The sequence below is a fragment of the Lujinxingia sediminis genome, from assembly GCF_004005565.1.
Taxonomy (GTDB): Bacteria; Myxococcota_A; Bradymonadia; order Bradymonadales; family Bradymonadaceae; genus Lujinxingia; species Lujinxingia sediminis.
Genome location: NZ_SADD01000001.1, coordinates 941,487 through 954,414 on the forward strand (window position 1 = coordinate 941,487; position 12,928 = coordinate 954,414).

Below are 12,928 nucleotides of genomic sequence, written 5' to 3' on the forward strand. Positions count from 1 at the left end.
ATGTGCACACGTTCAACAAAGGCGGGCACGTGTCTCAATGACCCCCGGACAACTCGTGAGGGCGACCATGATTCACCTGCAAGGCACAACCTACGCGGTACGTGATCTCAACGAAGCGCGGCGATGGTATCAGGAATGGCTCCAGCGCTCACCTGCGGTGGAGGGCGCCTCCGAGGTGCGATTTGAGGTGGGGGCGGGTTGGCTGGTTCTCGTCGAAGATCGCGCTGGCAAAGCCCTATCGGGCTGTTCTGCCCGGTGGCAGGTCGAGGATGTTGAGGGCACCTGGGAGCGCCTGCTGGAGCTCGGGGCCGAGGCCGTTGAGAAACCCTGCATGGGTGAGGATGGCGTGTGGGGTGCCCTTGTCTGCGATCCTTTCGGCAATCGTCTGGAGCTTGTTGAGGGGATGGGCGTGCCGGGGCCTGTGAGGATAGCGGCAGCCGGTGAGTCGACGCGAGCCATCGAGGTGGAGCGCATCATCTCGGCGCCGCGCACACGCGTCTGGCAGGCCTGGACACACCAGGATGAGCTTGGGAGTTGGTTTGGACGTGATGCGTACGTGGAGCTCAGGGTGGGCGGGCCCTTTGAGATCTACATGCTGGCTGAGCCCTCCGGGTTTCGGGGCAGCGAGGGCTGCCGGGTGCTCAGTTATCTGGAGGAGCGCATGCTCAGTTTTAGCTGGAATGCGCCGCCCGATCATCCCACGCGTCTCTGGCAGACCCGTGTGGTGGTGGAGCTCTCGGATATCGACAGCGTACAGTCGGTCTCTCGCCTGCGCCTTACCCACACCGGTTGGCCGAGCCTGGATGGCGATGAGGCGCAAAAAGCCGCCGCGTCGGGAGAGCCCGACGCGGCGGAGTGGGACGCGACCTTTGCCTACTTTCAGCGGGCCTGGCCGAAGGTGATGACCGCGTTGGAGCGTCACCTGGGAGGCTCGGCCGGCCATAGTTAACTAGTTGTAGCAGAGATTGGTAACGTCTCCGCGGCAGCAGAACCCATCGCCATCGCCGGAGCAGGTGCGCAAGGTTGGGCAACCGCCGCAGCTGATGGTGCGCTCGGCGCCGCAGTTGTCGGTCACGGTGTGCTCGCCACAGCGGTAGTTGTAGTGGTCGCACAAATCGTTGTTGCTGGCGGGACTACAGCAGGTCAGATCGGAGGCGCAGACGTTCTGCCCGTTGCAGGCATTGCTGCCGCCGCAGTCGACATCGCGAGTCGCACCGCAGTTGTCGACATGATCGAGGATCATGCCGCATGCAGCTCCCTGGTCGTCGCAGATATCCTCGTCAGTCTGGGGCTGGCAGGCCTCGCACTGGTTCTGATCGTTGCAGCTGTCGTTGCCGGGGCATGTGCCGCAATCAAGAGTGCGAGGTTGGCCGCAGTTATCGGAAGGCAGCTCCAGGGTGCCGCATGCGGCTCCCTTGTCGGCGCAGTAGGTCTCGTCGAGGATGGGGTTGCAGACGCATTGATTGTCCAGCGAGCAATTCTCGCCAGTGCCGGTGCAGAGGCCGCAGTTGATGGTGCGCTCGTCACCGCAGTTGTTGTCGGCGGTCACATTGCCGCACTGCGCGTCGTTGTCTGCGCAGAAGGACTCCTGGGACTGAGCCGGGCAGAAACACTGGTTATCGTCAGTGCAGGACTCCCCGGTACCGGTGCACGTGCCGCAATTCAGAACGCGCTCGTCACCGCAGTTGTCGGTCACGGTGAGGGCACCGCATTGGGCGGAATAGTCGTCGCAGAGCTCCTCATCGGAGAGGGCCGTGCAGACGCAGCGGTTGTCCAGGGTGCAGCTCTCCCCGGTTCCCTGGCAGCTGCCGCAGTTGATCTCGCGGGTCTGACCGCAGCCGTCGACCACGCTGCGCGTGTCGCATTCCACATTGTTTTGCTCGCAGAGCTCAGTGATCGATTCACCGGGGCAGGTGCAGCGGTTGTCTGCGCCGCAGATGTCGCCGTCCGGGCAGGTGCCGCAGGTGACGGTGCGCTCCTCGCCGCAGTTATCCGGGGCGATAACGACACCGCAGTCGGTCGCCAGGCGAGCGCAGAAGGCGACGTTATCTTCGGGCTGGCAGACGCAGACGCCGCTCTCGCAGAGCTCGTTGTCTTCGCAGGTGCCGCAGTTCAGGGTGCGCGCCGTGCCGCAATCATCGACCACCTCGAAGGGGCCACAGCCGATCGCGCCCTCGTCGCAGAGCTCCTGATCTGTGGGAGGTTCGCAGCCTGCGTCGGTGTCCGGGAGATCGGTATCTGTGTCCGGGAGATCGGTGTCCGCATCGGGAAGATCGGTGTCCGCATCGGGAAGATCGGTGTCGGCGTCCGGGGTGCCGATGTCGAGGTCATCGACAGCGACCCAGAAGCCGTTCTGGCAGGTTGCGCCATCGCGCTCTTCCCCTTCGTTTTCGCATCGGATCTCAGCGAAACTTGCAGGCTCAAAGGAGCAGGCCGAAAGGCCAAGGAGTGTGAGCAGGCTCAGGGCGCGCAGAACGCGGGTGAAAGGGCGACTTTGGGTGGCGAGATTCGACACAGCGAGCTCCGAGGCAGTTGGCACGCGTGGCATAGCAGGTACACAACGGGAAGATTTGGTACGTCAAGGCTAGCGCGAGATGCGGCCCATGCCAACGAAACTCGCTATGTCAGTGAGAGCGGGAGGATTCTCGCCAGGTACTCCAGACCGTTCAGCTCTCGACGGCGCATCCCTCATCGGTGCAGGTGGCGTCGTCTTCGGTGGTCGCCGGGGTGTCGCCCGGGTGGTGATGCAGCGCGTCTTCCAGAACCTGCAGGAAGGTGGCCGGCGGCTGGGCGCCGCTGATACCGAGTCGGCGATCGATCACAAAGAATGGAACGCCGCGGATGCCGAGTTCGCCAGCGAGGGCCTGGTCTTCGCGGACCGCGCGGGAGGTGGCGTCGTCGTTGAGCGCGCGTTCTGCTTCCCCGCGTTCCAGGCCGACTTCTTCGGCCAGGGCAAGGATCTCCTGCGGATCGCCGATGGCTTTGCCTTCGGTGAAGTAGGCTTTGAGCAGGCGCTCCTTCATCACGTCGCCAAGGCCGGCTTTCTGCGCGGCGTGAATGAGGCGGTGAGCGTTGAAGGTGTTGCCGCTTTTGGCGGTGTCTAAGTGAAACGTGAGGCCTTCGTCGCGGGCGGCGTCGCTGACCTGGGTTTGAATCTCGCGGGCGCGCGCGACGCTCATGCCGTACTTTTTGGCGAGATGTTCGGCCATGGGTTCGGTACGCTGTGGCGGGGCGTTGGGGTCGAGCTCAAAGCTGCGCCAGGCGATCTCCACCTCAACCTCGGGGTGGGCGATGCGGAAGTCGCTGAGCGCGCTCTCGAAGCGGCGCTTTCCGATGTAGCACCAGGGGCAGACGACGTCGGACCAGATTTCGATCAGCATAGGATTCTCGGGGGTGTGGGGCTTAGCGATCCCAGTGTTTGCGGCGGGAGCCTTTGCGGGTGCGAAGTTTGTTTTGTTTGCCGCGCTCTCGCCGGGCGTTGAGGCGCTCGGTGCTCTCGGCGGCCAGGGCTTCGGTTTCGGCGAGTTCTTCGAGGGCGCGCAGGTAGCGGGCGTAGCGATCGTCGTCGATGGTCCCGTCGGCGAGCGCTGCGAGCAGGCCGCAGCCGGGCTCATCGACGTGGGTGCAGTCTCGGAAGTGACAGGATTCGGAGGCGGCGTGGATCTCGGGGAAGAGCCTTGCGACCCCTTCGCGCGCGTCCCACAGGCCAAACTCACGCATGCCGGGGGTGTCGATGATGAGGGCACCACCCGGCGCTCGCCAGAGCTCGCGTCGCGTCGTGGTGTGACGGCCGCGGTCGTCGGTGTGGCGCACATCGCCGGTGGCCAGCCGGTCGGTTTGAAGGATGCTGTTGGCGATGGTGGATTTGCCCACTCCCGAGGAGCCGACGAGCGCCACGGATGTTCCCGAAGTCAGATAGGGTGAAAGTGCGTCGATGCCGCCCGGCTCAAGCGCGCAGGTGAAGAGGACGGGAACATCAACGCCGAGCTCTTCGATGAGCGCGTCGATCGCATTGCGCTCGTGCTCGCGGTCGGTCTTGTTGATGACGATCACCGGCGCAATGCCAGCGGCGAGGCTGCCGATGAGGTAGCGCTCCAGACGGCCCAGGTTGAGATCGTAGCCGATGGCGGTGACGATGAAGAGGTAGTCCAGGTTGCACACCACGACCTGAGCGCGGCCCTGACGGCCTGAGGCGCGCCGTAGAAGGGCGCTCTTACGGGGCAGCACCTCGGTGATGCCCGGGGTGCCCTCGCGGACCACCAGCGCAACCCAGTCGCCGACCGCGGGTTGGGCGGTGGAGTCAAGCTCGGTGCCTTCAAGCCTCGCGAGGGTGGGGGCGTCGATGGCCGCGGCGTTTTCCACCACAAAAAAACCGCCGCGCTCCACCGAGGCTACGCGGGCCGGACGGGTGTCAGGGCTGGCGAGGCGCAAGAAGTCGGCTTCCAGCGCGTCGTTCCAGCCTAGCTCAAGAAGCCCTTGACGTTGCTCCGAGGTTACTCGCAGCGCCGAGTTGGCTGTGGGGTCGTGTTCGGTCATAGATGCCTGGGATGGTGCATGGTCAGGGCGCGAGCAGGCGCTCAGGGCGCACTTCTCGCGCGATTAACGGCCGGGGTAGATGTTCTATGCCCGAAGCCTGAGATGATGCGGAAGTTTGCGCTTCAGGGTGATGCGACGTCGCCGTCATCTTCGGCGAAGAGCAGCTGAACGTGCTCCTCTCGACTCAAAAAGTCGATCAACGCCCGGATGCGCTGCGCCAGATGTCGGCTCGCCGGCCAGAAGAGCGAAAAACGGCCGGTGGCGCTGCCGATCTCGGGCAGGACGCGGGTGAGCAGTCCGGCGCGCACATGGTCGCGAGCAAAGAAGGTGGGAACTTCCCCGATGCCTGCGCCTGCGATCAAGAGCTGAACGACCAGCCCAAAGTCGTTGACGCGCATGATGGGCTGGGGGATGTGCGGGTCGAAGACGCTGTGTCGCTCCCGTAGCATCGTCTGGTGTGCCACGACGCGGTGGGTTTGAAGATCGTCAACGCGCGCCGGGGTGCCGTGCACGTTGAGGTAGGCCGGGCTTGCGTAGAGGCCGCGCTCCACCCGGGTGAGCGGGCGGATCATCAGGCCGGTGTCGTCGGGAAGGTTCGGGCCGTGAGCGCGGATGGCGGCGTCAAAGCCCTCTTCCACCAGGTCGACGACGCGGTTGGTCAGCTCGATGCGAAGTTCGATGTCGGGGAAGTTCGCTTCAAAGCGCGTCATCAATTCGGCGAAGCCAGCCATCGCCCCGAAGTCATGCGGTGCGGTCATGCGCAAGATGCCGGTGGGTTTGAGGGCCGTGTCGGCCAGAGCGCGCTCCACCTGGGAGAGCTCGCGGATCGCCGGCGCGCTGCGGGCGTAAAGGTGGCGGCCATCGGCGCTGAGTGTGTTGCCCTGGTTGGAGCGGTGCACAAGCGTCACCCCCAGGGCCTCCTCCAGGCGAGCGACGCGGCGGCTGATCGTGGAGCGGGGTACGCCGAGTTCGTCGGCCGCCGCGCTCATCGTCTCGGTCTCGGCGACGACGACAAAGGTCTGCAGATCGGTGAGGTTCATCGCGCGCTCCGTCTGGTGACGTGGGGCAAAAGGGGGGCAGGGGAGCTAAGGTGCGGGTAACTTGCAGAAAAGGTGGGGGGCGCGTCAACTCCGGGGAGGTCGGGCGTACGACCGAGAGAGGGGGCATGAAAAAACCGCCGGGCGGGGCGCGGCGGTTTTTTCAATCGTTCAGATCATCCTGTCAACTCACATCGAGATCGAGCCCTTGCGGAAGTCGGTCTGCTCGATGTGCAGGTTAATGACCACGGGACGACCCTCTTTCGAGAGCTTTTTGGCCTTGTCGATGGCGCGGTTGATGTCGCTCTTGCGTTTCACCAGGATGCCCTCTGCACCGTAGCCTTTGGCGACGGTATGGTAGTCGTTGCGGGTGAGCACCGTGGCCACATCGTCGCCCAGGATCTCGACCTGTTCGCGGGCGATCTGGGCCCAGGCGCCGTCGTTTCCGATCACGGCGATGGGGGCCAATCCGTGGCGTACGCAGGTATCAAACTCCGCCAGGCTGTAGGCCGAGGAGCCGTCGCCCCAGATCAGCCAGACTTCGGCGTCTTTTCGGGCCAGGCCAGCGCCCAGGGCAAAGCCGCCGCCGACGCCCAGGGTGCCGAAGACGCCCGGGTCAAGCCAGGCCATCGGGCTGCGGGGGCGCAGTACGTAGGCGCCGGTGGCCACGAAGTCGCCGCCGTCGACCACCAGCACGCTGTTGTCGTCGAGCTTCGTATCGAGGCGCTTGAAGAAATCGATCGGGTTGACCAGCCCGCCAGCATCGTCCTCGCTCATCGCATCGATTTCAGCGTCGCGGGCGTCTTCGCGCTGCTGCAGGTCGCCAAACCAGGTCGGTCGCGAGGCAGCCGGACCCATGCGGTAAGAGAGCTCGCGCAGGAAGTCGCCCGGGTGGATGTTGAGACCGATCTCCGGGCGACGGTTCTTGCGCAGATCCTCCTGGGATAGGTTCGCCGAGACCACGCGGGTCTTCGAGCCGAAGGTGCGCCCGTAGCCCATACGGAAGTCGAAGGGGAAGCCGGCGATGATCGCAAGGTCAGCCGCGCGCAGCGCTTTGGAGCGCTTGTGACGGAACTGAAGATCGCTCTCCGCGCCCAGCAGCCCGCGCGCGCCGCCGCCCAGAAAGGTCGGAATACCCAACTTCTCCACCGCCGTGGCCAGGCTTGCCGCCTCACCCGGAGAGTAGTTCACCAGCGCCTGGGAGCCGATGACAAGCACCGGGCGCTCGGCGCGGGCAAGCGCGTCGGCGACCTGGTCGATCTGCTTTTCAGGGTCAGTGAAGTCGGGAAGGGGCAAGGAGGTGTCGGTAAATTTCAGCGGGTTATAAGGCGCGCTGAACTGCCGCAGAAGATGGGCACGCAGGTAAAGCTCAAGCGCTTTGGCGCTGACGCCGCTCATTTTGTCGAGGCCGCTCTCCTTGATGAACCACTCTTCGACAATAGCCTGCGGGTAGAGCAGATCGACGGGGATCTCCAGAAAGACCGGGCCGGGGGTGCCGCTGGTGGCAACTTCAAGGGCGTAATCGATCGCCGGTGCAAGCTCGCTGACCATCGAGAGTGACGCTGCCCACTTGGTGATCGGCCGCATCAGGCTGATCTGGTCGATGTCCTGAAGCGCGCCGCGCCCTTTGAGCACGGTGGCCGGAGCTCCGCCGATGATCAGCACCGGGGATTGCGCCATCTGCGCGTTTTTGACCGCGGTGACCGTATTGGTCACCCCCGGCCCGGCGGTGACCGCGGCCACGCCGGGTACGCCGGTCATGCGAGCCATGGCATCGGCGGCAAACACCGCGGAGACCTCATCGCGGACATCGACCACCTCGATGCCCTCGGACTTCGCGCCGGTGAAGATGGGCGAGATATGACCTCCGCAGAGGGTAAACAGGTGGGAGACCCCTCGACGTGAGAGGCGCTGAGCGATCACTTCACCACCGTGCGCGTGCGACATAACACTCCTCAAGGCAACAGATTCAAAGCAGGTTCCAGCCAGTGAAGGTGGTATTGAGCAGGTTTTTTGCTGCTTGTCCAGCCCACCACCGCCGACGGGGCGATGCGAAGGGGGAAATCGCGAAGAAATTGCCGGGCAGGCTTGTTCCCCGCGCGGATCGGTTTATGGTGACTGGCGAGTCTGTAAACGTGTAAGGCACCGGCGAGCCTCGCCGGTACATGCGCCGATTGAGGAGAGAGTGAGTCTATGAGCGATCTTTTTAACCCGACTGAAGAACATAAAGTGCTGCGCGAGATGGTGCGTTCGTTTGCCGAGCGCGAGGTTGCGCCTCAGGCCGAGCATCACGACCGGGAAGAGCGCTTTAATATCGAGCTCTTCAAGAAGCTCGGTGAGCTGGGCCTGCTGGGTGTGACCGCGCCGGAGCAGTTCGGGGGATCGGGAATGGACGCCACCGCAGCGGCCATCGTGCACGAAGAGTTGGCCGCGGCCGATCCGGGGTTTTGCCTGGCGTACCTGGCGCACTCCATGCTTTTTGTGAACAACCTGGCGGTCAACGGCAACGACGACCAGCGCTCGCGCTACCTTCCCGGAGCCTGCAGCGGTGAGCTGATAGGCGGGATGTGCATGAGTGAGCCCAACGCTGGCACCGACGTGCTGGGCATGGGGTCGGTGGCGCGCCGCGATGGTGACGACTACATCCTCAACGGGCAGAAGATGTGGATCACCAACGGAGCCGTCTCCGAAGGGGAGCTCGGCGACGTGTTTCTGGTGTACGCCCGCGAAGAGGGCGGCGATCGGGCAGTCTCGCTCTTTCTGGTCGAGAAGGGCATGGAGGGATTCTCCCTCGGTCAGAAGATCACCGGGAAGCTGGGGATGAGGGCCTCCACCACCGCCGAACTCGTCTTTGAAGATGTGCGCGTGCCTGCGGCCAACCTCGTGGGCAAGCCCGGGAGTGCGGTGCGCTCGATGATGCGCAACCTGGCCATTGAGCGGGTGACGCTGGCAGCCATGAGCGTGGGAATCGCTCGTCGTTCAGTGGAGATCATGAATCGCTACGGCGCCGAACGCGAGGCCTTTGGTGAGCCCATCAACCGTTTCGGGCAGATCCAGCGTCATATCGCCGAGAGTTATGCCGAGTACATGGCCGGACGCAGCTACCTTTATAAGGTGGCCGGGGATCTGAGTCTGGATGCCTTCGGCAGCCGCGCGGACTCCGACGGGGTTAAGCTCTACTGCTCGACGATGGGCAAGAATGTGGCCGATCGCGCCATTCAGGTGCTCGGGGGCTACGGGTATGTGGCCGAGTACGATGTGGAGCGTCTGTGGCGCGACGCGAAGTTGCTGGAGATCGGCGGGGGCACCAATGAGGCGCACCAGAAAAACATCACCCGCGACCTCTCCAAGGTTGAACGCCTGCTCTGAGGGAGGTTGCGTGAGGTCGTCGCTCGTTGTGTGGCGTGCGACGACCGCGCTGAGGCCCTCGCCCTTATGACGCCGTGAGCTAGCGTTGGCGCCGTATCTGCTGCGTTGAGAACACCTCGGGAAGCCTTGCAATGCCTGGAAAAAGGCTAAAGCATCGTCTGCGTTTCGCTCCTTACCCGAGCAGCTCTCAACTTCGCAGCCAACGACGTCCACTGCTGCTGACGGCGTATTAAAGGGTGGCGGCTTTTTTTGTGGCTGGAGCGTCTTCCTGCATCAGGTTGAGCGCCTGCTCCAGGGTGTGAACGCCCGCGCCCTCGCGCCAGGCGTTCTCGGAGAGGTGGCGGCGGTAGCGGCGCGCGCCGGGCTGGCCGGCGAAGAGTTGCAGCAGGTGCCCGCTGATATGCGATAGCTTTCCGCCTTGGCTTAAGTGGCGCTCGATATAGGGGTACATTGCCCGGGCCACCTCGTGGCGCGTACGCGGCGCGGACTGCTCGCCATAGAAGCGCCGGTCGACGTCAGAAAATTGATAGGGGTTGTCGTAGGCTGCTCGCCCGATCATGACCGCGTCGACGTGCTCAAGGTGTTCTGCGGCCTGGTCCATGGTGAGGATCCCGCCGTTGATTTCAATGGTAAGCTCGGGGCGTTCTTCTTTGAGTCGCCAGACCTCCGGGTAGCGCAGGGGCGGGACGTTGCGGTTCTCTTTGGGGCTAAGCCCCTGCAACCAGGCCTTGCGAGCGTGCACCGAGAAGCGGGTGCAACCGGCGGCAGCCACCGTGTCGACAAAGCGCTGCATGTGCGCGTAGTCGTCGAGCTCATCGACCCCGATGCGGTGTTTGACGGTGACCTCGATATCCACGGCCTCGCGCATCGCTTCGACTGCGCGGGCAACCGTCTCGGGGGTCTTCATCAGGCAGGCGCCGAAGTTGCCGTTTTGCACCCGATCGCTGGGGCAGCCCACGTTGAGGTTGACCTCGTCGTAGCCCCAGTCCCGGGCGATCCTGGCGCATTGCGCGAGCTCGTTCGGATCGTCGCCGCCGAGCTGCAGGCTGATGGGGTGCTCGCTGTCGTCAAAGCGCAGGTGCTGGTCGCGATCACCATGCAAGATCGCACCGGTCGTCACCATCTCGGTGTAGAGGAGGGTGCGGCGGGATATCAGGCGCATGAAGAAGCGGAAGTGCCGGTCGGTGCGCTTCATCATCGGGGCGATGCTGATGGGGTGTTTAAAACTCATAGGGTGCTCTCTCGAAGATCGTCGGGCGCATTGTAGGCAAGGGAGCGCAGATGAAAAGCTCGCTGCACAAGGTGTTCGCCCGAATGAGCTTGCTCTTCCTTGACCCCGGATGTTCGATGGTCAATCTTTGTTTTCCTATCAGCTTGGTAGGATATCTTTTAAAGATCCGACCCTATCCCTCAAACCCTTCGTAAGACGAGGACATCATGACGCTTCAACTCGGCGATACCGCACCGAATTTCCAGGCCACCACCACTGCTGGCGACATCGACTTCTATGAGTGGGCGGGCGACTCCTGGGTGATCTTCTTCAGCCACCCGGCCGATTATACCCCGGTCTGCACCACCGAGCTGGGTACGGTGGCGCGCTACAAGGAGGACTTCGACAAGCGCGGGGTCAAGACCATCGCGATTTCCATCGATGGAATCGAGGATCATCACGGATGGGTCAAGGATATTGAGGAAACGCAAAATACCAGCGTGGAGTTTCCGATTGTGGCCGATGAGGACCGGGTGGTGGCCGACGCCTACGGCATGATTCACCCCAAGGTTGATACGACGGCCACTGTGCGTTCGGTCTTTATCATCGATCCCGACAAGAAAATCCGCCTGACGCTGACGTATCCGGCGGCGACCGGTCGCAACTTCAAAGAGCTCTTGCGCGTGATCGATGCTCTGCAGCTTACCGACAAGCATAAGGTGGCCACGCCGGCGAACTGGGAGCAGGGCGATGACGTGATTATTGTGCCCTCGCTCAAAGATGAAGAGGAGCTCTCCCGGCTCTTCCCCGACGGTTATAAAGAGATCAAGCCGTACCTGCGAATGACTCCGCAGCCTGAGAAGGGCTGATGCTCAGGGGCTGCTCACGCAAGGGTGTGCGGGTCAGGTGAGGGCGGGGTGCGGCGCGCGCCGGCCGGAACAACGGCGGCGCGTGTTGAGCTGTCAGACGGCACGCAGGAAGATCGAAAAGATCGCTCCTTCTCCCGGGGCGCTTTTAACGGTCATGAAACCTCCATGAGAACGAACAATCGCCATGGAGGTGGGCAGGCCGATGCCGGTGCCGTGGTTGGGCTCTTTGGTCGTGTAGAAGGGCTCGAAGATCCGGGCTCGGACCGCGTCACTCATGCCCTGGCCGTTGTCGCGAATATCAATCCGCAGATAATCGCCGGGACGAGCGTCCGGGTGGACGGCGGCCTCCCGGGCGCTGAGCGTCAGCTCGGAAACCGCCACCTCGACATGCCCGCTGGAGGCGATAGCGTCGCGGGCGTTGATGCAGAGGTTGAGTAGCAGTTGATGGATCTGGGGGGGATTGCCCAGCGCTTGCCAGCGGCGGGCACGGTAGTCCAGGTGTGTGCTGATACGGTGCGCGTGACCGTGCATGGCAACACGAAAGACTTCGCTGATGATGTGTGGCAGGTCGAGCGGCTCCGGGAGCTGAGTTTCACCGCGCGCGAAGTTGAGGACGTGATGGAGCATCGCGCTGGCCCCCTGGACGCTCTCGGCGATCTCGATCAGGACCTCGTTGACCTCGGCGTTGGTGCGATCGAGCTGAAGTCGTAAAAACTCCACACCAAAATGAATGGGCACGAGCATGTTGTTGAGGTCATGGACCATCCCCGCAGCCAGGCTCCCCATGCTGTCGACGCGTTGAGCGCGCAGAAACTGCGAGAGCAACGCTCGCCGTTCGGTGATATCGGTTCCAACAATGAGGATCGCCTGGGGGTGGTCGTGTTCATTCACAAGTAGCGACCAACGCTCCTCCAGGATCACCTCCTCGCCGGCGGTGGTGCGGTGATGGGCAACGCCCTGCCATAGACCTCGACGCCGCATCATGTCGATTGAAGGTGCGGCGGCCTCATAGTCGGGCACGGAAAGCGGTGCGCCGATGAGGTGGCGGCGATCGGTGCCGAACAGGCGCTCGACACTCGGATTGCAGAAGCGGACGGTGTTTTCGAAGTCAATGACCCAGATTGCGTCGTGAGTCTGCTCAATGAGTCGGGCTTGTTGGCGGATTGTAGCATTGGCCAGTCGGTCCGCCGTCACATCATTGAGGCCTCCGATAAGTCGTGTGGGGCCCTGGCTGTCGGAGTCGACGACAAATCCTCGGTCGACGACGTGGGCCCAGCTCCCGTCAGCGCGTCGAAAACGATACTCCTCCACCCAGGCCTGTGCCCCCCGGGCGAGAGCGCGATCGAGGGAGGTGACGACACGATCATGGTCGTCGGGGTGAACGTGCTTGAGCCAGGCGTCATAGGTGGAATCAAGGTTCGAATCGTCATAGCCGAAGACTGCGTGCAAACCGGAGTGCCAGGTGAGCGTTCCCCTGGCGCAGTCCCACTCCCAGATGGCGTCGTGGGTGCCCTGGGCGATCGTGCGGTAGGAGTGTTCGTTCGCCTCGGATGTCTCGGTCAGGTTCAGCGTTGGTGCGGCGGATGCAGGCCAGGTCAGCACGATATGGTCGTGGTCCCCAAAGATGTAGGCCTGGACGGTTCGCGGCCCGCCCTCAGGTTCGGAAGGCCTCAGGACGAAGCTCTGCGCCGGGTGTTGCGAGCTGAGCTGCTGGAAACCATCACGTAGCGTCTTCAACGACTCCGGGCACAGGTGATCGCTGAGTTGGGGGGCTTGCTCGTTGCCTGGTGAAGTGACGACAGACCGCTGCGCAGCCAGGTTCTGGTACACCATATGGGCCGACCGCGTGCAGACGCAGGTCGGAACCGGAGAGTGCCCAAAACACTGATGAAGGGTCTGCTCGAGCG

General features: G+C 63.4%; 10 protein-coding genes. 3 read left to right on the forward strand and 7 right to left on the reverse strand.

Annotated elements, in window-relative coordinates:
• The first annotated feature begins 67 nt into the window (after positions 1 to 67).
• Entirely contained in the window at positions 68 to 949 is an 882-nt protein-coding gene (locus tag EA187_RS03885; protein ID WP_164855952.1) for an SRPBCC domain-containing protein, read from the forward strand.
• Here the strand turns inward: EA187_RS03885 and EA187_RS03890 are convergent, their stop codons facing one another.
• The 5 genes from EA187_RS03890 to EA187_RS03910 form a co-directional block, all read right to left on the reverse strand.
• The gene (locus EA187_RS03890) at positions 950 to 2,515 is read right to left on the reverse strand and encodes a hypothetical protein (protein ID WP_127779239.1); all 1,566 of its coding nucleotides are present in this window, start codon (positions 2,513 to 2,515) and stop codon (positions 950 to 952) included.
• 151 nt (positions 2,516 to 2,666) lie between these two features.
• A complete protein-coding gene (locus tag EA187_RS03895; RefSeq protein ID WP_164855954.1) occupies positions 2,667 to 3,380 on the reverse strand; it encodes a DsbA family oxidoreductase in 714 nt (237 codons plus the stop codon).
• Positions 3,381 to 3,402: 22 nt separating this feature from the next.
• Entirely contained in the window at positions 3,403 to 4,536 is a 1,134-nt protein-coding gene (rsgA, locus tag EA187_RS03900) for a ribosome small subunit-dependent GTPase A (protein ID WP_115602827.1), read from the reverse strand.
• A 122-nt stretch (positions 4,537 to 4,658) separates the two neighbouring features.
• Positions 4,659 to 5,576: a LysR family transcriptional regulator gene (locus EA187_RS03905; protein ID WP_115602826.1), complete on the reverse strand. Its 918-nt coding sequence runs from the start codon at positions 5,574 to 5,576 to the stop codon at positions 4,659 to 4,661.
• A gap of 186 nt (positions 5,577 to 5,762) precedes the next feature.
• Complete coding sequence (locus tag EA187_RS03910; protein WP_115602825.1) at positions 5,763 to 7,520, reverse strand: thiamine pyrophosphate-binding protein; 1,758 nt, start codon at positions 7,518 to 7,520, stop codon at positions 5,763 to 5,765.
• A 246-nt stretch (positions 7,521 to 7,766) separates the two neighbouring features.
• Between EA187_RS03910 and EA187_RS03915 the strand changes: the two genes are divergently transcribed.
• The gene (locus EA187_RS03915) at positions 7,767 to 8,942 is read left to right on the forward strand and encodes an acyl-CoA dehydrogenase family protein (RefSeq protein WP_127779240.1); all 1,176 of its coding nucleotides are present in this window, start codon (positions 7,767 to 7,769) and stop codon (positions 8,940 to 8,942) included.
• 229 nt (positions 8,943 to 9,171) lie between these two features.
• On the opposite strand, the gene dusA is transcribed toward EA187_RS03915, so the two are convergent.
• On the reverse strand, positions 9,172 to 10,173 hold the full coding sequence (dusA, locus tag EA187_RS03920) for a tRNA dihydrouridine(20/20a) synthase DusA (RefSeq protein ID WP_127779241.1): 1,002 nt from the start codon (positions 10,171 to 10,173) through the stop codon (positions 9,172 to 9,174).
• A 206-nt stretch (positions 10,174 to 10,379) separates the two neighbouring features.
• On the opposite strand from dusA, the gene EA187_RS03925 reads away from it, so the two are divergent.
• Positions 10,380 to 11,021, forward strand: a complete 642-nt coding sequence (locus tag EA187_RS03925; RefSeq protein ID WP_127779242.1) for a peroxiredoxin — start codon at positions 10,380 to 10,382, stop codon at positions 11,019 to 11,021.
• Positions 11,022 to 11,114: 93 nt separating this feature from the next.
• Here the strand turns inward: EA187_RS03925 and EA187_RS03930 are convergent, their stop codons facing one another.
• Complete coding sequence (locus EA187_RS03930) at positions 11,115 to 12,758, reverse strand: PAS domain-containing sensor histidine kinase (RefSeq protein ID WP_164855955.1); 1,644 nt, start codon at positions 12,756 to 12,758, stop codon at positions 11,115 to 11,117.
• Between the last annotated feature and the right edge of the window lie 170 nt (positions 12,759 to 12,928).

Excerpts from the sequence above, each read along its gene's own strand:
- dusA (WP_127779241.1), bottom strand. The coding sequence starts at position 10,173 with ATGAGTTTTAAACACCCCATCAGCATCGCCCCGATGATGAAGCGCACC.
- EA187_RS03925 (WP_127779242.1), top strand. The coding sequence starts at position 10,380 with ATGACGCTTCAACTCGGCGATACCGCACCGAATTTCCAGGCCACCACC.
- EA187_RS03895 (WP_164855954.1), bottom strand. The coding sequence starts at position 3,380 with ATGCTGATCGAAATCTGGTCCGACGTCGTCTGCCCCTGGTGCTACATC.
- rsgA (WP_115602827.1), bottom strand. The coding sequence starts at position 4,536 with ATGACCGAACACGACCCCACAGCCAACTCGGCGCTGCGAGTAACCTCG.
- EA187_RS03915 (WP_127779240.1), top strand. The coding sequence starts at position 7,767 with ATGAGCGATCTTTTTAACCCGACTGAAGAACATAAAGTGCTGCGCGAG.
- EA187_RS03885 (WP_164855952.1), top strand. The coding sequence starts at position 68 with ATGATTCACCTGCAAGGCACAACCTACGCGGTACGTGATCTCAACGAA.
- EA187_RS03905 (WP_115602826.1), bottom strand. The coding sequence starts at position 5,576 with ATGAACCTCACCGATCTGCAGACCTTTGTCGTCGTCGCCGAGACCGAG.
- EA187_RS03910 (WP_115602825.1), bottom strand. The coding sequence starts at position 7,520 with ATGTCGCACGCGCACGGTGGTGAAGTGATCGCTCAGCGCCTCTCACGT.